Raw genomic sequence first — 23,213 nt, forward strand, 5'->3', positions numbered from 1 at the left:
GGTTCCGACAGGCAACAGTCACGAGGTCACGGCTCATGTCCACAGCACTTCGCAAGCATCCCTTGTCGTTCGCCATCGCGGTGACCCTGCTGGCTGTCGTTTCGGCACCGGCCGGCGCGTCGACCTTCTTCGACGTGCAGCAGGACGGCCAGCCCGCCGCCCGGGCCACGACCACGCAAGCCACGCCGCCCGCGGCGCCTGCGCAACAGGACGATGGCCAGGCCACCGACGGCACCACGAAGAAGAACGCCGTCGACCTTTCCGGCGTCACCGTGACCGGTGTACGCGCTTCGCAGATGAAAGCCATCGACGTGAAGCGCGACGCCGACAAGATCCAGGACAGCATCACGGCCGAGAACATCGGCGCCCTGCCCGACACGACGATCACCGACTCGCTCCAGCGCATCACCGGCGTGCAGATCAACCGCGACGCGGGCGTAGGCACCTCGGTGGACGTACGCGGCCTGCCGCAGGTCGGCACCATGTTGAACGGCGAGGTATTCATCACCGCCGACCAGATCGACTCGCAGCAACCGGACTTCAGCATGCTGCCGTCCACGCTGTTCCACGGCGCGGATGTCGTCAAATCGGCCACCGCCGACGAAACGGACGCGGGCATCAGCGGCGCGATCGACCTGCATACCTACCGGCCCTGGGACCTGCCCTCCGGCTTCACGTACAGCTACTCGGCCAATGGCGAGCGCGGCTCGACGACCAAGCACACCGGCCCCGAGGCCAACGGCCTGTTCTCGTACAACGACAACGGGCGCTGGGGCTTCCTGCTTTCCGGTGATTATTCCGATACCCGGCGGATGAACTCCACCGAGGGCCTGGACCAGTACGGCGTGGTGCTCAATGGCGAGAACGCCGCCAGCGCTGGCGGGTACAACGGCTTCCTTACTCCATGGAATGGCGCACCGATCCCCTCGCAGATCGTCCAGAACGCGGACGGCAGCGTCGACGTGAACGGCGATGGCAAGTCCAACGGTGTGTTCATGGGCAGCCAGAACTTCGGCATCAACCAGATCATCACCGAGCGCAAGCGCAAGTCGGGCAATGCGTCGTTCCAGTTCGACATCGGCAATGGTTTCAGCCTCACCAGCGACTACTTCTACTCGCAGCAGCACGAGTTCGACCGGAACGTCGGCGTCCAGTTCAACTCGACCAACTGGCAGGGTGCCACCTACGTGCCCCTGCAATCGCAGGACACGGGCAAGCCGGCGCTGGGCTCGTACGGCACGCCCGAGCCGGGCTGGGAAGGCTCGAACATCTACACCACGCAGGTCTACCAGAAGTGGCCGGGCGACGTGGAGTCGTACTCGCAGATGATCCGCAAGTTCTCCCAGGCCAAGAACCTCAACCTGCAGCTGGACTACGACGACGGCGGCCCGTTCACCGCATCGGTGCGCGGCATCCACGACACGGCATCGCAGTCGCTGCAGGAAACCGACGTCAATATTTCCGACTCGGACGGCGCGCTGTGGCCCAACGTGCTGGCCGACGGCGTGCCCGATGACGCCGTGCCACCAGGCACCTTCGTCTACCCGGCTGAGCTGGGCGGCAACCGCGTGTTCAACCCGACGGGCATCCCGCAGAACACGATTCCCATCACCGCCGACTTCCGGGGCCGCTACCTGAAGATCGGCACGCCGGCCGAGCTGGCGGCTGCCTTCGCGGACCCCAACGCATGGACGTTCAAGACGCTTGAATCCTCCGGCAACTACGACCGCAAGGTCGCCCTCAACGCCCTGCGCTTCGATGGCAAGTTCGATTTCAGCGACGGGTTCAAGCTGAAGTTCGGCGTGCGTAACAGCATCCGCACGGCAGACAACAAGGGCTACACGTTTGAAACCCCGGTCTATGCGGGCATGGGCGCCTCCGACCCGGGTGGCTGCCTGGTGCGGTATGTCGGCGCCGACGTGGTGTTGAACAGCGGCTCCTGTACGGCCGGCAATGAGCAGGGCTACTTCCGCGCGGGCCCCTTGTCGGCCATCTCGATGCCGAACACGGCAGCGCCGCTGGCGGACAACTTCAAGGCCTATAACAACCTGCTCGGTTCCGGCATCAATTTCTGGGCGATCGACCCCAATGCGATGAAGAACCCCGAGGACTACTGGAAGTCCCTGTACCCCGATACGGTCTCCGTGGGCGAGCCCGGTACCACCTGGGGCGTGCGGCTGAAGGAACTCACGGGATACCTGCAGGGCGATTTCAACGGCACCATCGGCGACATGCCCTACAGCGGCAACATCGGCGTGCGCCTGATCCGCAGCCACCTCGACGTCACCCAGCACCTCAGCGGCGACCCGGGTGCGTACGGCGACGAGCCGGAGGATGTGGGCACCGAGGTCACGAAGCGGCGCTACCAGGACATCCTGCCTTCGGCGAACTTCGCCCTGGACGTGACCGACACCGTGAAGGTTCGCCTCGCGTACTCGAAGAACATGATGCCGCTGGACCTGAGTACCTGGGCGGGTGGCCTGCAGCTGAACTATTCGCTCTCGGAGACGCCCGACGGCCCGATCTTCCGTGTCTCCAACGGCACGTCCTCGGGTAACCCGAACCTGGATCCGTGGCGCTCGACCAACTTCGGCGCGTCGGCCGAGTGGTACATCAACCCGTCGAGCATGGTCAGCCTCGCGCTGTTCCGCATCAACGTGGATAGCTTCATCAAGAACGGCAGCGTGACCAACTGCACCCTGCCCGACGAAGACGGCGTGGTCCGCGATCATTGCATCGTCATCACCCAGCCGGTCCAGGGCACGGGCAATAGCATCAAGGGTGCGGAATTCGACTACCGCCAGGGCTTCACCTTCCTGCCGGGCATCCTGTCGAAGACCGGCATGGAGGTGAATGCCACCTACGCGCCGAGCAATTCCGGTGAGAAGGACCTGGCGGGCAAGAAGATCCCGTTCCAGGACAACTCCACGAAGTCGGGCAACTTCATCCTCTGGTACCAGGATGACCGCTTCCAGGCCCGCGTGGCGTACAACTACCGTTCGCGTCGCGCGGTGATGGACAGCGTCGGCGGCATCACCGGCCTGGAAATGTACGAGGCCCCGCAGAAGTACATCGATGCCTCGGTCTCGTACAAGTTCGCCAAGCAGCTGGAAGTGTTCCTCAACGCCACCAACCTGACCAACGAGTACCAGAAGTACTACCTGGTGTTCCCGAACCAGCCCGGGCACTCGACCTTCTCCGAGCGCATGTTTATGTTCGGTATTCGTGGCCAGTGGTAGGGGAACCCATGCGCGAGCGTAACTTCCATCGATCCATCGGGGTGTTCTCCGGCACCGCCATCAACATGACCCAGATGTGCGGCATCGGGCCCTTCATCACCATCCCGCTGATGGTGGCGGCGATGGGTGGCCCCCAGGCCATCGTCGGGTGGATCGTGGGCGCGCTGCTGGCGATGGCCGACGGGCTGGTCTGGGCTGAGCTCGGTGCGGCGATGCCGGGCTCCGGCGGTACCTATGTATACCTGCGCGAAGCGTTCCAGAAACGTACCGGCAAGCTGATGCCGTTCCTGTTCATCTGGACGATGCTGCTTGCCATCCCCCTGCTGATGTCCACCGGCATCATCGGCATGGTGGAGTACCTGCAGTTCTTCTTCCCGGCGATGGGCTGGTGGACGACCCACCTGGTGGGCATCGCGGCGACGGGGCTGGTCACCTGGCTGCTCTATCGCCGCATCGAGTCGGTCCGCCTGATCACGGTGGCCCTGTGGGTGATCATGCTGGTCTCGATCATCGGCGTGGCGGCCGCCGGCTTTTCGCACTTCGACGCCCACCTCGCGTTCGACTTCCCGCCGGATGCCTTCGGGCCACGCTTCTTCGGCGGCCTGGGCGCGGGCCTCATCATCGGCGTGTACGACTACCTCGGCTACAACACCACGGCGTACATCGGCGACGAGCTGCGCGATCCGGGGCACACCATGCCCCGCTCCATCATCATCTCGATCATGGCGATGATGGTGATCTACCTGCTGCTCAACATCAGCGTGCTGGGCGTGGCGCCCTGGCAGGAGATCGCCGGCTCCAAATCCATCGCCTCCCTGGTGGTCGAGCGCAGCTGGGGCCACACGGCGGCCGCCGTGATGACCACGCTCATCATCATCACCGCGCTGGCTTCCGTGTTCACCGGCCTGCTCGGGGGTTCGCGCGTGCCGTTCGAAGCGGCGCGGGACAAGGTCTTCCTCTCGGCGTTCGGCCGCCTGCACGCGAAGGATGGCTTCCCGCATGTCGCCCTGCTCACGATGGGCGTCGTCACCGCCATCGGTACGTTCTTCGACCTGACCGAAGTCATCAACATGCTGCTGACGGCGACCATCCTGGTGCAGTCGCTTGCCCAGGTGGTCGCGCTGATCGTGCTGCGCCGGCGCGAGCCCGACCTCGACCGGCCGTACCGTCAATGGCTGTACCCGGTGCCGTGCATCATCGCGCTGGTGGGCTGGGTCTACGTCTACGTCTCTGCGTCCACCTTGTCCCTGCTGCTGTCGGGCGCGTGGATCCTCGCGGGCCTGGTGGTGTTCGTGCTCTGGGCACGGGTTAACGCGGCGTGGCCGTTCGCACCCCTTGAATCGCACCCTTCCGCTGTCCGGGAATCGTAACGCCATGCAGATCACAACCCGGTCCGCCCTGGTGGCGGCTATCGCGGTGAGCCTCGCCAGCAGCCCGATGGCGATGGCCGGCACCACCTATACCGATACGCGCGTGGCGGCCGATGCCGCGACGGTGACGCCCATCGCCCGCTGGCAGATCCAGGACACGGCAAAGGCCCACGAGGCCGGCGCCGCGATATCCGCGACCGGTTTCGCCACGAAGGAGTGGATCCCCGCCACCGGCCGCGCCACCGTGATGGCCGGCCTGCTTGAGAACGGTGTGCTCGAGAAGGGTGTGTTCAAGGGCGATGTGTTCTACAGCGACAACCTGCGTGCCGTGCAGGTGCCCGATGCCAGCGGCAACCTCTTCGTGACGCCGTGGTGGTATCGCGCGGGGTTCTCGCTGGCGAAGGCGCCGGCATCGCGGCATACGCTGCTGCGCACGCACGGCATCATCGCCAGTGCCGATGTCTGGGTGAACGGGCAACAGGTGGCCGACCACGCCGACATCGCCGGTGCGTACCCGGTGAGGGACATCGATGTAACCCGCCAGGTCCACGCCGGTGCCAATGCCGTGGCGTTGAAGATCCATCCCGGCGATCCGCGGATGAGCCTGTCGATCGGCTGGGTCGACTGGAACCCCACGCCGCCGGACAACAACATGGGGCCCTGGCGCGGCGTCGACATCATCCAGACCGGGCCGGTGGCGCTGAGCGCCCCGCACGTGCTCACCACCCTCTCCGACGATCTGAAGCAGGCGACGCTGGCGGTCAAGGTCACCGCGACGAACCTGGATACGGTGGCGCGTGACGCGACGCTCGCGGGCACCGTGGCCGGCAAGCCGCTGCAGGCGACGGTCCATCTCGCTCCCGGCGAGGCGAAAGTGGTGTCGTTCGCGTCGGGCGACGCACCGGCCGCCACGCTGGAAAATCCCAAGGTCTGGTGGCCCATCGCCATGGGTGACCACCCGCTCTACGACATGGCAGTGACCGCCACCGTCGATGGCGAACTCTCCGACCGCGCCGCCACCTCGTTCGGCGTACGCCGGGTCGAGTCGAAGCTGACCCCGAAGGGCTATCGCCAGTTCATCGTCAACGGCAAACCGTTGCTCATTCGCGGTGGCGGCTGGGCGCCGGACATGTTCCTGCGCGACGACCCCGCGCGGATGGAGGCCGAGTTCCGCTACGTGGTGAACCTGGGCCTCAATACCATCCGCAGCGAAGGCAAGCTGGAGAACGACCGCTTCTACGACCTCGCCGACCGCAACGGCATCCTCGTGCTGGCCGGCTGGGAGTGTTGCGACAAGTGGGAAGCGGCGGCCAAGACCGGCGGCCAGCCGTGGAACGATGCGGACATGCGCGTGGCGCAGGCATCGATGGCCAGCGAGGCACGCCTGCTGCGCAACCATCCCTCGGTGATCGGCTTCTTCATCGGCAGCGACCATGCGCCGCCGCCGGCGCTTTCGAAGATGTACACCGACACCCTGCGCGCCGAGGAATGGTCCTTGCCGATCATCTCGGCCGCCGTGCCCGAAGGAACACCCGAGGCGGGCCCGTCCGGCATGAAGATGGCAGGTCCCTACGACTGGATCCCGCCGTCGTACTGGTACGCGGACAAGCTGGGTGGGGCGTTCGGCTTCGACTCGGAAGTCAGCGCAGGCGCGGTGATCCCCCGGCTTGAGGATGTCCAGCGCATGCTGTCGCCGCAGGAGCAGGAAGCGCTGTGGAAGTACCCGGAGACGCGGCAGTTCCACGCCTCGGCGGACTGGTCGACCTTCGCCGTGCTCACGCCCTTCGACACGGCCCTGGCCCGCCGCTACGGCGCACCCACCGGCCTTGCCGACTACGTGGCCAAGGCCCAGCTGGACAACTACGACAACGTGCGCGCGCAGTTCGAAGCCTTCAATGCCCACATGGACTCGACGAATCCATCCACCGGCGTCATCTACTGGATGCTCAACAACGCGTGGCCGTCGCTGCACTGGCACCTCTACGACTACTACCTGAACCCGGCCGGCGCGTACTACGGCGCCATGAAGGCGAACGAGCCGCTGCACATCCAGTACGCCTACGATTCGCGCGCGATCATGGTCGTGAACCACACGCTGCAGGCGCAGCACGCGCTACAGGCTACGGTGAAGGTCCGCAACCTCGATGGCAGCGTCCGTTTCCAGAAGCAGGTACCGGGCATCGACCTGGCCGGCAACCATACGCAGTCGGTGCTCGACCTGCCCACGATCGCGAACCTTTCCACCGTGTACTTCATCGAGCTGGAGCTCGCGACGGCCGACGGCAAGACGGCAAGCCGCAACGTGTACTGGCTCTCCACGCGCCCCGACGAGCTCGACTGGGCAAAGTCGAACTGGTACCTCACGCCGCTGACGCAGTACGGCGACTTTACGGCACTGGCCTCCCTGCCGAAGGCGACCCGCGAGGTCCACGTCGCCACTGCGCGCGATGGCGATGACGAAGTCACGACGGTCACGCTTTCCGTGCCCGCATCGTCCCCGGCCGCTGCCGTGCAGGAACACCTCTCGATCCTTCGCGGGGCGAAGGGCGAGCTTGCGCTGCCCGTGAGGTGGTCTGACAATGACGTCACGCTGTGGCCCGGTGAATCCATCGTGCTGACCGCACGCTATCCGGCACGCGGCAACGCCGGCACCTTGGTGCAGGTCGAAGGCTGGAACGCTCCGGCAGCGCAGTTCACGGCGGGTGGTACCCAGGGAACGAAGCATTGAAGAGGTCGTCATGTCGCGCGTGACCATTAACGATGTGGCCCGTGCCTCCGATACGTCGAAGAAGACCGTCTCCCGCGTGCTCAACCAGGAGCCGGGTGTGCGCAAGGAAGTGCGCGAGCGGGTGATGGCGGCCGTCGCCGAACTCAACTACCGGCCACTCGCCTCGGCGCGCAGCCTCGCTTCCAATCGCTCCTTCATGATCGGGCTGCTGTACGACAACCTGTCGCCCAGCTATGTCATGGAAGTACAGGCCGGCGTGCAGGAAGCCTGCGAGGCGCACCAGTACAGCATGATGGTGCAGCCGCTGGACTCCACCGCGCCGGATTTCATGGAGCGCGTCGAGGGCATCCTGTGGCGGCACCGCCCCGATGGCCTGATCCTCACGCCACCGATCACCGACCACCCGGCCCTGCTCGCCCACCTGCGCGCGGCCGGGCTGCCGTTCGCGTCCATCGCACCGCGCAAGCCCAAGGGCATCGCCGGCGTGATCCTGCGCGAACGCGAGGCCGCGGCGGCAATGGTCGCCCACCTCGTCGCACTGGGGCACCGGCGCATCGCCCATATCATCGGCGACCCGAAGCATGGCGCGGGTGTGTGGCGCCTCGCCGGCTTCCGCGACGGCCTCAAGCGCGCGGGGCTGGACGAACGCGCCGATTACATGGTCCAGGGCCGGTTTTCGTTCGAATCCGGGGTGCATGCCGCCCGCCAGTTGCTGGGACTGAAGGAGCGGCCCACGGCCATCTTCGCCGCCGATGACGACATGGCGGTGGGTGCCATCTGGGCCGCGGCGGAAGCCGGTGTCTCGGTGCCCGGCGACGTCTCCATCTGCGGCTTCGACGACACGACCATCGCCACGCAGGTATGGCCTATGCTGACCACCGTGCACCAGCCAGTCCGCGACATGGGCAAGCGCGCCACCGAGGAGCTCCTCCTGGGACTCCAGGGCAAGGGCGAGCCGCGCATGGTCGAAGTCGAGTACCAGATGCGCCTGCGCGCATCGACGGCGCCCGCGCGCTGATTCGTGGCCCCATCACCGTCCCAAGGAAGCCCTGCATGACCGCGACGCCCGATGCCCTCCCGACCCAGCGCCGGTTCCACTTCATCTCCGGGCTGCCGCGCGCGGGCACCACGTTGCTGGCCGCCATCCTCAACCAGAATCCGCGCTTCCGCGCCGGCATGACCAGCCCCGTCGCGGACATCATGGGCGTGGTGATAGCCGAGGCCAGCAGCCGCAACGACTTCGCGTTCGATGTCTCGGACGAGCAGCGCGTGGCACTGCTGCGCGGCCTGGTGGAAAACTTCTATTCCGTCGATGCCCGCCCCGAGGCGATCTTCGACATGAGCCGCCTTTGGTGCAGCCGCATGGGCCTGCTCAACACGCTGTTCCCTGGCGTGAAGGTGGTCGCGTGCGTGCGCCAGCTGGCCTGGGTGCTCGACAGCATGGAGCGGCTGGTGCTCAGGCAGCCGGTGAGCGTCAGCAAGGTGTTCCGCTACGACACCAATACCACGGTGTATTCGCGCGTGGAGGCACTGACCGATCCGCGCGGCATGGTCGGCTTTGCCTATCAGGCGGTGAAAGAAGCCTTCTACGGCGAGCACGCCCGTGACCACCTCCTACTGCTCACCTACGAAAACCTGGTACGCGAGCCCGAGGCGGCGCTGCGTGCGGTCTATGCGTTCCTGGGCGAACCCTGGTTCGACCACGACTTCGACAACATCGAGTACAGTGCGGACGAGTTCGACGCGCGCGTCGGCATGCCCGGCCTGCATTCGGTGCGTGCCCGCGTGGAGGCCGTGGAGCGCACGCCGGTCCTGCCGCGCGAGGTTTTCGGGCGGTTTGCCAACGAGGCGTTCTGGGCCGACCCGAAGAACAATATTCACGGGGTCACCATCGTCTGACGCCCGTCGCGGCCCTTACGTTCTTCTCACATTCGTCAACGCATGCTCCTGCCACCGATCCATACAGGGGTATACACATGCGCGCAGGTCTCATCGTTGTTGGCATCATCCTGATTGGCCTGGGTATCTGGGTGGTCATGGGTAACGGCAGTTACCAGAAGACCGATACGGTCGCCTCGCTGGGCCCCGCCAAGATCGAAGCAACCCACGACAAGTCGATTCCGCAGTGGGCTGGCATCGCCGGCATCGTGATCGGCGGCATCGTCGCCGTCGCCGGCATCGCCCGCAAGCGCTAAGCCGCTTGCCCAGGGGCCGCCCGGCCGGTCCGGGCGGCCCTCCTCCGGTACAATGGGGGATGGACGTATCCCATCTTCTCGACGGCCTGAACGACGCACAGCGCGAGGCCGTCAGTGCCCCACCCGGGCACTACCTGATCCTCGCGGGCGCCGGCTCCGGCAAGACCCGCGTCCTCACCAATCGCATCGGCTGGCTCAACCAGGTGGAGCGGGTTCCGCCGTGGGCGATCCTGGCGGTGACGTTCACCAACAAGGCGGCCGGCGAGATGCGTTCGCGCGTCGACGGGATCATCCCGGGCGGCACGCAGGGGCTCACGGTCGGCACCTTCCACGGCATCGCCCACCGGCTGCTGCGCCGCCACTGGCGTGAAGCAGGCCTGGTCGAGGGCTTCCAGATTCTCGATTCGGACGACCAGCAACGGCTGATCAAGCGGATCATCGCCGGCATGGGCCTGGACGAGGCGCGCTACCCGCCACGCCAGGCCGCCTGGCAGATCAACAACTGGAAGGACGAGGGCAAGCGCCCGGATGGCATCGAGCACCGCGACCACCCGGTGACCAGGACCTGGGTCGAGGTCTACAAGGCCTATGAACAGCAGTGCCAGCGTGCCGGCCTCGTCGACTTCGCCGAGCTGCTGCTGCGCGCCCACGAGTTGTGGCTGAAGGATCCGCAGGTGCTCAAGCACTACCAGGATCGCTGGCGCTTCCTGCTGATCGATGAATTCCAGGACACCAACACCCTGCAGTACGCGTGGATCCGCGTGCTCGCCGGCAGCACGGGCCAGGTGTTCGTGGTCGGCGACGACGACCAGGCCATCTACGGCTGGCGTGGCGCGAAGGTGGAGAACGTGCAGCAGTTCCTGCGCGACTTCCCCGGCGCGAAAACCATCCGGCTGGAACAGAACTACCGCTCGACCTCGACGATCCTGAAGGCGGCGAACGCCGTCATCGCGCGCAACGGTGGCCGCCTCGGCAAGCAGTTGTGGACCGACGGCGACGAAGGCGACCGGATCGCGCTGTACGCCGCGTACAACGAGCAGGACGAAGCGCGCTTCGTCATCGAACGCATCCGCGAGCACATCGCCGAACATGGCAACGCGCGTGACTGCGCGATCCTCTATCGTTCCAACGCCCAGTCGCGCAACTTCGAAGAACAGCTGATCCAGCGCGACCTGCCCTATCGCGTCTACGGCGGCCTGCGCTTCTTCGAGCGCGCCGAGATCAAGGATGCGCTGGCCTATCTCCGGCTGGCTTCGAACCGCCACGACGACGCGGCCTTCGAGCGCGCCGTGAATACGCCTCCGCGTGGCATCGGCGACCGCACGCTGGATGAACTGCGTCGCCGCGCGCGCCTGGACGGCAGTTCGATGTGGGAGTCCGCATTGAACGAGGTGGCCACCGGCGGCCTCGCCGGCCGCGCCAAGAACGCCATCCGCGCGTTCCTCAGCCTGATCGACGAGATGCACCGCACCTTCCGCGGCGGCGACACGGTCAACGACGAGGCCAGCACCGGCCTCGACCTGGCCGAGCAGATCGAGCATGCCATCGTCCACACCGGCCTGCGCGACTTCTACGAGAACGACAAGCGTGGCAACGGCGAAGCGCGGGTGGAGAACCTCGACGAGTTGGTCAACGTGGCCAGCCGTTTCGAGATGACCCCGGAAGACACCGACGCCGGGCTCAACGAGTTGTCGGCCTTCCTCTCGCACGCGGCGCTGGAAGCCGGCGAAGGCCAGGGCGAAGCATGGGACGACTGCGTCCAGCTGATGACCCTGCATTCGGCGAAGGGCCTGGAATTCCCGGTGGTGTTCCTCGTCGGCATGGAGGAAGGCCTGTTCCCGAGCCAGCGCTCCACCGAGGAGGACAACCGCCTGGAGGAAGAACGCCGGCTGGCCTACGTCGGCATCACCCGTGCCCGCGAAAAGCTGTTCGTGTCGCATGCCGAGTCGCGACGCATGCACGGCACCGAGATGCTGGCGCGGCCCTCGCGCTTCCTCGGCGAGATCCCGCCGGAATTGCTCGATGAACTGCGCCCCCGCGTGCAGGTCTCGCGCCCGGCCTACGCGGATCGATTCGGCGGCGGCAGCTCGCTGGAAGAGCCGATGCCGGTGAAGCTTGGCCAGCGCGTGACCCACCCGAAGTTCGGCGAGGGCACCATCGTCAGCGCCGAGGGTGCCGGGGCGCACATGCGGGTGCAGGTGAACTTCCAGGATGAAGGTTCGAAGTGGCTGGTTTACGCTTACGCTAACCTGACGGCGGTCTAGGCATGGGGCATGCCGGTTGAAGGGGCGCCGCGGGAATTCGGGTCGCGCACGGGTGCGCTCCTACAGTGGGCGCGGCGGCTGCCGCTAAACAAGGGATCGTGCGCCGCGTGGCGCACCGAGGGATAGCAGGGATTTTATGATCGTCGGTATCGATCTGGGCACGACCAACAGCCTGATCGCCGTCTGGAAGGACGGCGGCGCACAGCTCATTCCCAATGCATTGGGGAATGTCCTCACGCCGTCCTGCGTCGGCATCGACAAAGACGGACAGGTGCTGGTGGGCGAGGCGGCGCGCGAGCGCCTGCAAACCCATCCGCAGCAGACCGCCGCGCTGTTCAAGCGCTACATGGGCAGCCCGCGCACGGTGCGCCTGGGCGACCGCGACTACCGGCCGGAAGAACTGTCGGCGCTGGTGTTGCGTTCGCTGAAAGCCGACGCCGAGGCGTGGCTGGGCCACCCGGTGACCGAAGCGGTCATCACCGTGCCGGCGTACTTCTCCGATGCCCAGCGCAAGGCGACCCGCGTCGCCGGCCAGCTGGCCGGCCTGAAGGTCGAGCGCCTGCTCAACGAACCCACCGCCGCGGCACTGGCCTACGGCCTGCACGAAAAGCACGGCGAAACCCAGTTCCTCGTCTTCGACCTTGGCGGCGGCACGTTCGACGTCTCGATCCTGGAGATGTTCGAAGGGGTGATGGAGGTGCGCGCCAGCGCCGGCGATAACATGCTCGGCGGCGAAGACTTCGCCACGCTGCTGGCCGACGAGGTCTTCGCCAACGGCATCCCCGAAGCGGCACGTGCCGACCCGATCTTCATGCAGCGGCTTGCCGCGCGTGCCGAGACCGCGAAGCGTGAACTCGGTGCCAGCGGCAAGGCCACCCTGGAGGCGACCTGGAAGCAGCATGCGGCGAGCGTCGAACTGAACGCCGAGAGCTTCGAAAAGCTCGCCCAGCCCTTGCTCAACCGCCTGTGGCGCCCGATCGAACGTGCCCTGCGCGACGCGCGCATCCGCGCCGCCGATCTCGACAACGTGGTGCTCGCCGGTGGCGCGACGCGCATGCCGATGATCCGCGCGCTGGCTACGCGGATGTTCGGGCGCTTCCCGGCCGTCGGCCTCAACCCCGACGAAGTGGTCGCGCTGGGCGCTGCCGTGCAGGCCGGCCTGAAGATGAAGGACCAGGCGCTCAACGAAACCGTCATGACCGACGTGTGCCCGTACACGCTGGGCACCGAGGTCGCGCGCCGGCTGGATAACGGCAACCATGCGGAAGGTTTCTATGCGCCGATCATCCAGCGCAACACCGTGGTGCCGGTGAGCCGGGTCGAGCGCTTCACCCCGGTGTCGGCCAACCAGACGCAGATCCGCATCGGCGTCTACCAGGGCGAATCGCGCATGGTCCGCGACAACATTCCGCTCGGCGAGGTCGTCGTGCCCCTGCCCAAGGGCAGCGGCCATGCCGAGGGCGTCGATGTGCGTTTCACCTACGACGTGAACGGCCTGCTCGAAGTCGAAGTGACAGTGGTGGCCACCAACGAAACCCGCCGTCTGGTGATCGAGGGTGGCGACGCGCACATGTCCCCCGAGGAGGTCGCGCAGCGGCTCGCGGCGCTGTCCACGCTGAAGATCCATCCGCGCGACACGCTGGAAAATCGCACCCTGCTGGCGCGCGCCGAGCGGCTGTACGAACAACTGCTCGGCGACGCCCGCGATCGCGTGGGCCAGTTCATCCTGCAGTTCGAGCAGACGCTGGCCAGCCAGGATCAAAGGCAGATCGCCCGCGAGGCGGTGCTTTTCCGCGAGGCCCTGCAGCACGTCGAAGCCGACAACCGCTTCGCGCCCGATCCGGTGGAATGACATGGCGTACTGGTTCCTGCGTGAGCTTGGCCTGGATGCCAGCGCCGACGAACGCGGCGTAAAGCGCGCCTACGCGCTGCGCCTCAAGGCCAGCGATCCCGCCGCCGATCCGGACGGTTTCGCGCGCTTGCGCAGCGCGTTTGAAGCGGCGCGCAGCTGGGCCGAGCGCAAGGCCGAGCATGAGGCTGCGTCCGTGCAGGGAACGGAGGATGTGCACGATGAGCAGGACATCGCGGCCACCGTGGACGCCATCCACGCGGAAGTGCCCGCCGTTGACGTCAACGAGCACGCCGTCCGCGCCAGCCGCGTGGAAGGTAACGACATCGCGGTGGATCGCGTAGACGCCACCGGCGACGAAGCGCCTGCCGCAGCGCCTCCCATGGCACGCGGACCGTCCGCCGGGCAGGTTGCCTACGACACGCTCCGTCGTTTCGCGCAGGCGGTCGACACGCAGCGCGACACGGCGGTGGCGGACCTGCTCACGGCGACGACCGCCGAGCTGCGCCAGCAACATGTCGACGCCCTGGCGGTGTTCGAAGCGATGCTGATCGATGCCATCGCGGAACAGCAGCTGGCGCGTCGCCCGCACCTGGTAAACGCTGCCGCCGAGCAGTTTGCCTGGGGCGATGCGGACGTCCATGGTCGCGGTACGGAACGCGACGCCTGGATCGATCGCGTGCTTGCCTCGCGCGCGAACTGGCTTCGCTTCCCGGAGAAGCGGCGCAAGCAGCTGCTCGGCCTCTGCGAAGCCGCGACGAAGGAGAGCCCCGCGTTCACCTCGAAGCATGTCGAAGCATGGCCCCGGATCGCCGCCGTGCAGCCCTACGTGGGTGAATTCCTGCGCCTGCACGTCGCCGATGCCGTGCTGCATGCTTGGAAAGAGGCATTCAACGCGCTACCGGCGAAGCAGCGCGGCATCGCGCGCCGATCCGCCTGGGATCCGACCGAGCCCAGCGTGCCGAAATGGCGCCGCGCCCTCGGCTACGTGGGCGGACGCTGGTGGTGGTGGTTCATCGGCGGGAAGATCCTGTTGCTTATCGCGCACGCGCTGCGCGGCTCGCCCTGAGCGTGGCCACGCCCTCGTTCTTCGACCAGCTTGGCTTGCCGGCGCACGCCGACGAGGTGATGGTCCGTCGCGCCTACGCGTCCCTGCTGCGCGGCATCGATCCGGAAACGGACCCCGCCGCCTTCGAGCGCCTGCGAACGGCGTACGAAGAAGCACGGGCGTGGCTGTTCGAGCATCCGGCGGATGCTGCGCCGGATGTCCCGCGCGAGCCCGCCGTCGCCGCGGCGACGTCCTCGTCGCCGGCGGAGTTCGCCGTGGGCGCGGTCGAGACGGTTGTCACACCCCCGGAAAACATACTGCCGGCCGATACCGGTGGTGATCCCGCCGACGTCGTCCCGCGTCCCGAGGACATCGCCGACGACCTGGCGCGTCGCTTCCAGGCCGACGTCGCCGCGCAGCCGGCCAGTGCCGTGCACGGCCTGCTCGACACCGCCCTCGCGTCCCTGCGCATGCGCTACGTGGATGCGCCGGGCCAGCTCGAAGACCGCATCGTCGAGCAGCTGATGGCGTGCAGCATCCGCCACCGTCCCGAGGTGTTCGATGCCGCCGCGATCCTGTTCCACTGGCATGAAATCGGCCACCTGCGACGCAGCGATCCGCGCCAGCTCTGGATCGATCGGGTGCTGGGCCAGCGCGAAACCTGGCGCAGCTTCGAGCCGCGCTGGCAGGCGAAATGGCTCGAGCTGCTACGGCGTTCGGAAGCCGGCGTGGATGACTGGCTGGCGCGCCGCTGGCCCGACGTCGAGCGGCTGCAGCGCAACCTGCCGGACTGGATCACGCTGCATGCCACGCCGCGCAGGCTGGCGGCATGGCGCGACGCCTACGCCGCGCTGCCTGGACCGGTGCGTGAGGAGTCGCGCGCACGCGCCATGCCGGCGGCGTCGATGCTGATGCGCACGTCGAAGCCCGTGCCGTGGTATCGGACGCGCTGGCGCTTCCGTATCGCCTCGTGGGCGTTCGCCGCGATCGGCATCGCCGTGCTCGCCCAGCGTTACGGTCCCGACCTGTCCTCCGTGCCGTCGCTGACGGACACGATGACGCCCGTGGAATGCGCCGCGCTATACGACCGGCTCGACCAGCCCGGTGCGTTCGACCACGTGGCCCTGACCGAGATGGGCTACCTGAAAGACCGGGCCCATCGCTGCGTGGCGCAGGGCCTCTGGCATCCGTCCAGCCACTTGCGACAACGCTAGGCGATCACGGCGAAAGCCGCGGCACGCCGTGCTGATCGCGCTCTTCGATCGCCGTCACCCGCGTGTCGATCCGGCCACTGCGATTCTCGGGCAGGGGTTCGGTAGCCTCCCCGCGCGCCAGCGCGAACGCATTGCGATAGCAGCGCTGGGCCAGCTCGGGCAGGTTCTCGCCAAGATAGACGTCGCCCAGGGCCTCCCACGCCGCCGCGCTCGGCTCGATCGCCAGCGCCCGCTCGAGGTACGGCTTCGCCTTGCCCCACAGGTGCGCACGGACACACATCCGGCCCACGGCGGTGAGCAACGCGGGATCGTTCGGGTGCGTATCGATCCACGCCTCGGCACGGCGCAACCGCTGGTCGAGGTCTTCCGCACCCAGCGAGCCGTACGTGGCGACCAGCTGCGGCGACCACTCCCGACGCAGCGCCGATTCGATCTCGTCCATCGCGGCCATGCCCTGGCCATAACGCATGGCCTGGCGTGCGTAGGCATCGATCACGCCGGGAAGGCGGCGCTGGCCCTTCGGCAACTGCGACCACAGCGCGGTGAGCGACGCACCATCCGGCGCGGCGAGCACGCTGGCGGCGACGATGCGCGACTCCAGTTCGTTGAACGCAGCGGCACCCAGTTCGCCCGACTTGCGCAGCGGCTCCAACGCACGCATGGCGTTGCGCGGGTCACCCGCCGCCAGCGAGGCTTCCGCGTATTCGCTCCAGCCGGCCGGGGTCAGCGCGTTGCTGCTGGCTTCCGGGGCAAGCAATGCCGCCGCATCCACCGCCCGACCGGTACGCCGCATCAGCCGTGCACGCATCACGCGTGCGGCCCGCGGAGTTTCCTGCGCAGCGAGGTCGAGCGTTTCGATGGCGCGGGTGGATTCGCCGTGGCGCTCGGCGGCTTCGGCCGCGGCGAGCAAGGCCGGTCCACGCACGGACGGGTAGCGCGCGGCACGATTCAGGTCACGCTCGGCTTCACCGTGGCGCCCTTCGATCAGGGCGACCAGGCCGTCGGCAAGGCGACGGCGGCTGAGCCGACGGTGACGCCGGTTCATGGCGCCGAACGGCCAGCGAATCAGCGCGACGAGGAAGGCGATGGCGGCCCATGCCACCAGCAGCAACACGATGGCGGTGACCAGGGTCATCTGCAGCGTGGTGCCACGGATATGCACAAGCACGTAGCCCGGATCGTCCGCGACCCAATGCCACGCGAATGCGGCGATCACCGCGACAAGGATAAGGCCGACTACCCAGCGCCACGGCTTCATGGCGTGGCCTTCGCGGCGGTCGACGCCGTGGCGGGCGCGGCGGCGGGCGTCGTGCCGGCGGCCGACGCAGGCGTCGCTGCAGGGGCAGCGCTCTTCAACGCATGCACCGAGCGCAGGCTACGCAGCTCTTCCAGTGCGGCGCCGAGCTTCGGTTCGGTGCCGCTGGCCTGACTGGCCAGTAGCGCGGCGATGCGCTGCCGCGCGGTCTGCACCGACGGCGCCTGGCCGTTGAAGTGTGCAACGAGGGTGGCGTCGACACGCTTGAGCGCGGCGTTGCGGCTACGGTCGTCGTACGCAAGCACGGCGGCTTCCGCGTGGGCGACGTCCAGCGCCGCCAGTTCGCGCGCCAGGCGATCGTCGGCGAGGCCCAGCGGCGTGCCTTCGTCGTGGCTGATCCGGACGATGCTACCCAGCGCATTCGTGGTCCGCTGCCAGAAGGTGCGCTCTTCATCCGCGCCGGCCTGGGTGTCGAGGTCCTTCAGCGGCAGCGTCGGAAGCTGCGCACGAAGGTCGGCGAGCACGTTGAGATCGTTCGCGCGAGCCTTGGGCTGCACGGCCTGCAAGGCCTCGCGCTCGGCGGCGAGGTTCTGCCGCACCGGCGCGAAGGCGGCATCGTTCACCGCGGCCAGGCTCTGGTCGGCCAGCTCGTAGGCCGAGAGCGCACCGCTGGCGTCGCCGAACAGGGCGAAACGTTCGCGCGCCATGCGCAGCAGCGATTCGGCCTCGTCGAGCAACATCGCATCGTGGCCACCGAGGCTGCGCTCGGAAAGGTTGGCGACGGCATCTTCGAGATTCTTCGTGCGCTCGGCCATGCCGAGCACTTCCTCGCGGGCCGAGCGGTTCACGCCATCGGCGTCGCTGAGGCGACGGCGCAGGTTGGCGTTGTCGTCGCGAAGGCCATCCACCGCCGACTGCAAGGTGTCGACCTGGCCCTTGAGGCCGTTGGCCGCGCCAAGGTCGGCGCGCATGGTCCAGACCGTCCATGCGGTGTAGCCGGCGGCACCTGCCGCGGCCAGCGATAGCAGGATGGCCAGCGCCAGGGCGCCACCACCACGCCGGGGCGCGGGGTCGGGAGCCCTGCGCGGGCTGGCGGTCGAGGGCGCGGCGGCCGGGGCCGGCGTGGCCGGGCTCGTATCGGTCGGAGGGGTCTCGGTCGTCATGCAGGGCATGCTAGCAGGCCATACGCGAACGAACGGAGTAGATCGCTCAACCGCGGGTGAACGAGACCTCGGAGGCGGCGGCGAGCAGGTCGGTCGGCAAGGCGGACCGCGCCACCACCACCCGCTCGAAGCCCATCCCCATCGCCACGGCGCGCAGGCGCTCGCTGCTGACCACCGCCACGGCCTGCACCAGCCGCCGCCAGGCGGGCGCGATCAAGGCGCGGTGTAGGTGGTCCAGCGCCTCGGCGCTGGACAGCAACACCGCCGAGCGTCGGGTGAGTTTGAGCAAGGGATCAATATGTCGCCGGTCGATCCGCGGCGCCACCCGATGGTAGACATGCACCTCGTCGAGCAGGGCACCGCGCGCGGCCAGTTGCTCGCGCAGCACGCCGCGCCCACCCGGGGCACCCACCAGCGCAACGCGCTTGCCGGCAAGTTCGGCCAGTTCGGGCATGCCGAGCACGCCTTCGCTGTCCTGCGAGGACTCCGGGAAAAGCACGTTGGCCACGTCGGCGGTCTTCAGCGCGCGCGCCGTGCCGCGTCCGACGGCGATCACCGTGGCCCGCGTGGCCAGCGGCAACACATCGGCGGCGAAGCGCACGGCGGCCGGGCTGGTGAACACGAGCACGTCGCCGTCCAGCGCGCGGCGCAACGCGGCATCCACGGCACTGGCGTCTTCGGTGGCCCGCAGCGACAGCCCGGGCACGCTGACCGGGATCCCGCCGAGCTTGCGCACGCGGCGGGCGAGTGGGCCCGCCGTTCCGGCGGGGCGGGTAATGACGACGGTCACGTTGCGTAGCGGTTGTGAACGACTCACGGGAGCATCCTGCTGTAGACACCCGAGGATAGGAAGGATGAACGCTTGCCACCAATGCCGAAGGTTGGGGCACGCCGTACGGGTGCGAACGGATGGGGGCGTTCCGTAGACTCGGCGGTCCATGAACGATCACACCCACGACATCGCCGCACTCGAGCGCTTTATCCTCGACGGCATCCCCCTGGCCCGTGCCATGGATATCCACATCGTGTCGCACGATGGGCACCGGCTGGTGATGACGGCGCCCCTGCCGCCCAACATCAACGACAAGGGCTGCGCGTTCGGCGGCAGCCTGGTCACGCTGATGACGCTGGCCTGCTGGGCACTGGTCGAAGCCTCGCTGCGCCAGCGCGGGTACGACTGCGACCTGTTCGTCGCCGATTCCACCGTGCGCTACCTGGATCCGGTCTGGGGCGACCTGCGCGCCGAGGCCAGCATGGCGCCGGACAGCGACTGGGAGCCGTTCTTCGCGACCCTGGCCGCGCGTGGCCGGGCCCGCGCCGACCTTGCCTGCGTGATCCCGGGCACCGACGCAAAGCCCGCCGCCACGCTGGTCGCGCGCTTCGTGGCCAAACGCCGGGCATAATGCCGGCCGACGCCATCCTGGAAGCCACCATGCGCCGTTTCGTCCTGCCCGCCCTCGTGCTCGCTTCGGCCGCTGCCCTTTCCGGCTGCGCCGCCGACATCCGCAACGACTCGCTCAACCGCACCCTGATGGCCTATGCCTCGGCGATCCGCTGGGGCGATTACGGCACCGCGCAATCGTTCGTGGACAAGGACTACGCCGAGGCCCACCCGGTCAGCTCGGTCGAGCAGAGCCGGCTGGCCCAGCTCCGCGTCACCGGGTACGACGACGGTGCCGGCCCGCGCCCCGATGGCGACGACGAGGTGGTGCAGACCGTGCAGATCACCGTGGTGAATATCAACACGCAGGCGGAGCGCGGCCTGGTCGACCACCAGCGCTGGCACTACGACAAGCAAAAGAACCACTGGGTGCTGATGACCGGCCTGCCGGATTTCTCGCCGCACTGATCCCTATATAATCGCGGGTTTACCCCCCAAGGGACGAGCAAGCACCCGATGAACGACGTACTCCACAAGCTCCCCGAGTTCGCGAGCAACCACCTCGCGCTGGTCGCCCTGTTCGTGGCCATCCTCGTGGCGCTGCTTGCCACGGAAGTCACCCGCCTCTTCCAGAAGTGGACGAGCCTGACCCCGGCCGCCCTTACCCAGCTGATCAACCGCGACACGCCGCTGATCATCGACCTGTCGGCGAGCGCGGACTTCGAGAAGGCCCACGTGCCGGGCGCGAAGAACGTGGCGATGAGCCAGTTCGATCCGGAAACCCAGAAGGACCTCTCGCGGGCGAAGGACCTGCCGGTGGTGCTGGTCGACAAGGACGGGCGCAACCTGTCCAAGGCGGCGGGCCGGCTGATCAAGGCGGGCTTCACCCGCGTCTATGTGCTGGATGGTGGCACCGCCAGCTGGCAGAACGCCCAGTTGCCGACGGCCAAGGGCAAGAAGTAAGCCGGCCAGGGCCGGGCTAGAGGCCGTGGATGCCGGCCCGGTTGCGCAGGATCGATGCCAGCACGTCCGGCGCCACGTCGAACGAATCGTAGAACAGCCGGTCTTCCGGCAGTCCGGCATCCAGGAAGAGCTCACGGCCGGCCGCGATCATCGCGGGCGGCCCGCTCATGTAGAGGTCGTAACCTGACAGCACCGGGTGGTCGGCCAGCAGGGCCTCGTGCACGAGGCCCTCGCGCAGCCCCGCCTCGCGGGCGGCGTCGGGATCCGAGAGCACCGGCGTGAAGGTAATCGTCGACGACTGCGCCGCCCAGCCACGGGCCAGCTCGGCCAGGTAGAGGTCGTCCGCGTTGCGCACGCCCCAGTACAGGTGCATCGGACGGCGCGTGCCCAGCGCGATGAAGTGCTCGACCACGGCCTTCACCGGGGCGAACCCGGTGCCACCGGCCATGAACAGCATCGGCCGCTCGGAATCCTCGCGCGGCACGAAGGTGCCCAGCGGCGCCTCGATCGACAGCCGGTCGCCCACCTTCAGCGACTCGTACACCCAGGATGTAAAACCACCGCCCGGCACGTGGCGCACGTGCAGTTCGACCAGGCCATGGTCGCGCGGGCCGCTGGCGATCGAGAACGGCCGGTGCTTGCCGTCGGGTAGCACCACGTCCAGGTATTGCCCCGGCAGCCAGCGCAGCGTGTCGCCATCGAGCGGCCGCAGCCACAGGCCGACTACGTCGGGCGCCAGCATGCGTCGTTCGGCTACCTCGGTTTCGACCCGGCGGTGCGGGATATCCTCGACCGACGCGATCTCGCGGGCCTGGATGGCGATGTCGCCGCAGGGCACGGCCTGGCACATCAGGATGCCGTGGTGCTCGCGCGCCGAGGCCGACAGGCCCACGGGCGGGTTGTAGGGGTATTCGCAGGTGCCCGCCACCAGGGTGGCCTTGCAGCTGCCACACACGCCGCCCCGGCACGAGTACGGCAGGGCGATGCCCGCGCGCTGGGCGGCTTCAAGGACGGTTTCGCCGTCAGCGGCATCGAACTGCTTGCCGGAGGCGCTCAAGGTTACGGTAGGCACGAGCCCATTGTAGGACAATGACGGCTTTCCCATGGGACGAAACCGACGATGGCCATCTGGAAGCACCCTATCGACCTCGACCGCATCAACGGCTGGAGCCGGAACACGATGATGGAGACGCTCGATATCCGCTTCACGGAGGCCGGCGACGACTGGCTGCGCGGCACCATGCCGGTCGACCACCGCACCCAGCAGCCGTTCGGCCTGCTCCACGGCGGCGCCTCGGTGGTGCTGGCGGAAACCCTCGGCAGCTCGGCCGCCTTGCTCACGCTCGACGTGGAGAAGGAGATCGCGGTCGGCCTGGACATCAACGCCAACCATATCCGCGGCGTGCGCGGTGGCCTGGTCACCGGAACGGCCCGGGCGATCCACCTGGGTCGCACCACCCAGGTGTGGGAAATCCGCATCGAAGACGAGGGCGGCAAGCTGGCCTGCCTGTCGCGCCTGACCATGGCGGTGATCCCCTCGCCGGGCGGTGCACCGGGGAACCTGCGCACGTGAGCCACGCGGCGCCGTACGAAGCCCTCTCTCCCGATGTCGTGCTCGGCGCCGTGGACGCCACGGGCGCATGGAGCGACGGCCGCCTGCTGACCCTGAACAGCTACGAGAACCGCGTGTTCCAGGTCGGCCTCGAGGATGGCGGCTTCGTCGTGGCGAAGTTCTACCGTCCGGGTCGCTGGTCGGATGCCGCCATCGAAGAAGAGCACGCGTTCGCGCTGGAACTGGCCGCGGCGGAAATCCCGATGGTGGCGCCGCTCGCGTTCGACGGCCAAACCCTGCTGCGCCACGCCGGCTTTCGCTACGCGGTGTACCCGCGCCGTGGCGGCCGCGCACCGTCGCTGGAATCGGCCGACCAGCTGGCCTGGCTGGGCCGCCTGCTCGGGCGCATGCATGCGCTGGGTGCCCGCGAGCCGTTCCACCACCGGGCCACGCTGGACCGCGCGACCATGATCGACGGCCCAGCGCGCGCCGCGCTCGGCTCGGACCTGCTGCCGGCCCATCTCTTCGATGCCTATCGCGGCGCGGTGATGCGCGTCGACGATGCGGTGTCGAATCGTTTCGAAGCCGTCGGGCCGGTACGGCGGCTGCGCCTGCACGGTGACTGCCATCCGGGCAACGTGCTGTGGACCGACGATGGCCCCCACTTCGTCGACCTCGACGACGCACGCATGGGCCCGGCGGTGCAGGACCTTTGGATGCTTGCCTCGGACGACGTCCTGCTCGATGCGCTGCTGGAAGGCTACGGCCAGTTCCGCGATTTCGACCCGGCCGAGCTGGCGCTCATCCCCGCGCTGCGGGCGATGCGCCAGGTGCACTACGCCGGCTGGATCGCCGAGCGCTGGCACGACCCGGCTTTCCCTGCCGCGTTCCCGTTCGCCGCCGAAGGGCGCTGGTGGGAGCAACACATCGCCGACCTGCACGAAGCCGCCGAAGCACTCTGAACCACCGTTCCGGCAAGCGCCGCCGCGCAT

Annotated in this window: 19 protein-coding genes; 15 read left to right on the forward strand and 4 right to left on the reverse strand. The window is 67.9% G+C overall.

Annotated features, from left to right (window positions below; all coding sequences use genetic code 11):
* Positions 1–35: 35 nt before the first annotated feature.
* The 10 genes from KPL74_15030 to KPL74_15075 all read left to right on the forward strand — a co-directional run bounded on the left by KPL74_15030 (position 36) and on the right by KPL74_15075 (position 15,907).
* Positions 36–3,239: a TonB-dependent receptor gene (locus KPL74_15030; GenBank protein QWT19053.1), complete on the forward strand. Its 3,204-nt coding sequence runs from the start codon at positions 36–38 to the stop codon at positions 3,237–3,239.
* A gap of 8 nt (positions 3,240–3,247) precedes the next feature.
* The gene (locus KPL74_15035; protein QWT19054.1) at positions 3,248–4,609 is read left to right on the forward strand and encodes an APC family permease; all 1,362 of its coding nucleotides are present in this window, start codon (positions 3,248–3,250) and stop codon (positions 4,607–4,609) included.
* Between the two features lie 4 nt (positions 4,610–4,613).
* Entirely contained in the window at positions 4,614–7,337 is a 2,724-nt protein-coding gene (locus KPL74_15040; GenBank protein ID QWT19055.1) for a hypothetical protein, read from the forward strand.
* Positions 7,338–7,356: 19 nt separating this feature from the next.
* The gene (locus KPL74_15045; GenBank protein ID QWT19056.1) at positions 7,357–8,355 is read left to right on the forward strand and encodes a LacI family DNA-binding transcriptional regulator; all 999 of its coding nucleotides are present in this window, start codon (positions 7,357–7,359) and stop codon (positions 8,353–8,355) included.
* Between the two features lie 35 nt (positions 8,356–8,390).
* The gene (locus tag KPL74_15050; GenBank protein QWT19057.1) at positions 8,391–9,236 is read left to right on the forward strand and encodes a sulfotransferase; all 846 of its coding nucleotides are present in this window, start codon (positions 8,391–8,393) and stop codon (positions 9,234–9,236) included.
* A 77-nt stretch (positions 9,237–9,313) separates the two neighbouring features.
* Positions 9,314–9,532 (forward strand): hypothetical protein, encoded by a 219-nt coding sequence (locus tag KPL74_15055; GenBank protein QWT19058.1) that lies wholly within the window; start codon positions 9,314–9,316, stop codon positions 9,530–9,532.
* A gap of 59 nt (positions 9,533–9,591) precedes the next feature.
* Positions 9,592–11,796: a DNA helicase II gene (uvrD, locus tag KPL74_15060; protein QWT19059.1), complete on the forward strand. Its 2,205-nt coding sequence runs from the start codon at positions 9,592–9,594 to the stop codon at positions 11,794–11,796.
* A 136-nt stretch (positions 11,797–11,932) separates the two neighbouring features.
* A complete protein-coding gene (locus KPL74_15065; GenBank protein QWT19060.1) occupies positions 11,933–13,648 on the forward strand; it encodes a molecular chaperone HscC in 1,716 nt (571 codons plus the stop codon).
* A gap of 1 nt (position 13,649) precedes the next feature.
* Positions 13,650–14,714: a hypothetical protein gene (locus KPL74_15070; GenBank protein QWT19061.1), complete on the forward strand. Its 1,065-nt coding sequence runs from the start codon at positions 13,650–13,652 to the stop codon at positions 14,712–14,714.
* Between the two features lie 2 nt (positions 14,715–14,716).
* Positions 14,717–15,907 (forward strand): hypothetical protein, encoded by a 1,191-nt coding sequence (locus tag KPL74_15075; protein ID QWT19062.1) that lies wholly within the window; start codon positions 14,717–14,719, stop codon positions 15,905–15,907.
* A 4-nt stretch (positions 15,908–15,911) separates the two neighbouring features.
* Here KPL74_15075 and KPL74_15080 read toward each other — a convergent pair whose 3' ends face one another.
* The 3 genes from KPL74_15080 to KPL74_15090 are packed head-to-tail and all read right to left on the reverse strand — an operon-like array spanning position 15,912 to position 19,142.
* Positions 15,912–17,165 (reverse strand): hypothetical protein, encoded by a 1,254-nt coding sequence (locus KPL74_15080; GenBank protein ID QWT19063.1) that lies wholly within the window; start codon positions 17,163–17,165, stop codon positions 15,912–15,914.
* The gene (locus tag KPL74_15085) at positions 17,162–18,325 is read right to left on the reverse strand and encodes a uroporphyrinogen-III C-methyltransferase (protein ID QWT19064.1); all 1,164 of its coding nucleotides are present in this window, start codon (positions 18,323–18,325) and stop codon (positions 17,162–17,164) included. Before KPL74_15085 ends, KPL74_15080 begins: the two co-directional genes overlap by 4 nt.
* A gap of 46 nt (positions 18,326–18,371) precedes the next feature.
* Positions 18,372–19,142 carry a uroporphyrinogen-III synthase gene (locus KPL74_15090; GenBank protein QWT19065.1) on the reverse strand — a complete coding sequence of 257 codons (771 nt, stop codon included), beginning with the start codon at positions 19,140–19,142 and terminating at the stop codon, positions 18,372–18,374.
* A 121-nt stretch (positions 19,143–19,263) separates the two neighbouring features.
* Between KPL74_15090 and KPL74_15095 the strand changes: the two genes are divergently transcribed.
* From KPL74_15095 to KPL74_15105, 3 genes are read left to right on the forward strand one after another with little or no spacing between them, the layout of a single operon-like run.
* Positions 19,264–19,728, forward strand: coding sequence for a thioesterase domain-containing protein (locus KPL74_15095; GenBank protein ID QWT19066.1), 465 nt, complete (start codon positions 19,264–19,266; stop codon positions 19,726–19,728).
* A 29-nt stretch (positions 19,729–19,757) separates the two neighbouring features.
* Positions 19,758–20,174: a hypothetical protein gene (locus tag KPL74_15100; GenBank protein QWT19067.1), complete on the forward strand. Its 417-nt coding sequence runs from the start codon at positions 19,758–19,760 to the stop codon at positions 20,172–20,174.
* 48 nt (positions 20,175–20,222) lie between these two features.
* A complete protein-coding gene (locus tag KPL74_15105; protein QWT19068.1) occupies positions 20,223–20,669 on the forward strand; it encodes a rhodanese-like domain-containing protein in 447 nt (148 codons plus the stop codon).
* A 16-nt stretch (positions 20,670–20,685) separates the two neighbouring features.
* On the opposite strand, the gene KPL74_15110 is transcribed toward KPL74_15105, so the two are convergent.
* Positions 20,686–21,741, reverse strand: coding sequence for a 2Fe-2S iron-sulfur cluster binding domain-containing protein (locus KPL74_15110; GenBank protein QWT19069.1), 1,056 nt, complete (start codon positions 21,739–21,741; stop codon positions 20,686–20,688).
* Between the two features lie 48 nt (positions 21,742–21,789).
* Between KPL74_15110 and KPL74_15115 the strand changes: the two genes are divergently transcribed.
* Positions 21,790–22,242 (forward strand): hotdog fold thioesterase, encoded by a 453-nt coding sequence (locus KPL74_15115; protein QWT19070.1) that lies wholly within the window; start codon positions 21,790–21,792, stop codon positions 22,240–22,242.
* Positions 22,239–23,183: a serine/threonine protein kinase gene (locus KPL74_15120; GenBank protein ID QWT19071.1), complete on the forward strand. Its 945-nt coding sequence runs from the start codon at positions 22,239–22,241 to the stop codon at positions 23,181–23,183. Before KPL74_15115 ends, KPL74_15120 begins: the two co-directional genes overlap by 4 nt.
* The last annotated feature ends 30 nt before the right edge of the window (positions 23,184–23,213 follow it).

Source organism: Bacillus sp. NP157 (assembly GCA_018889975.1).
Classification (GTDB): Bacteria; Pseudomonadota; Gammaproteobacteria; order Xanthomonadales; family Rhodanobacteraceae; genus Luteibacter.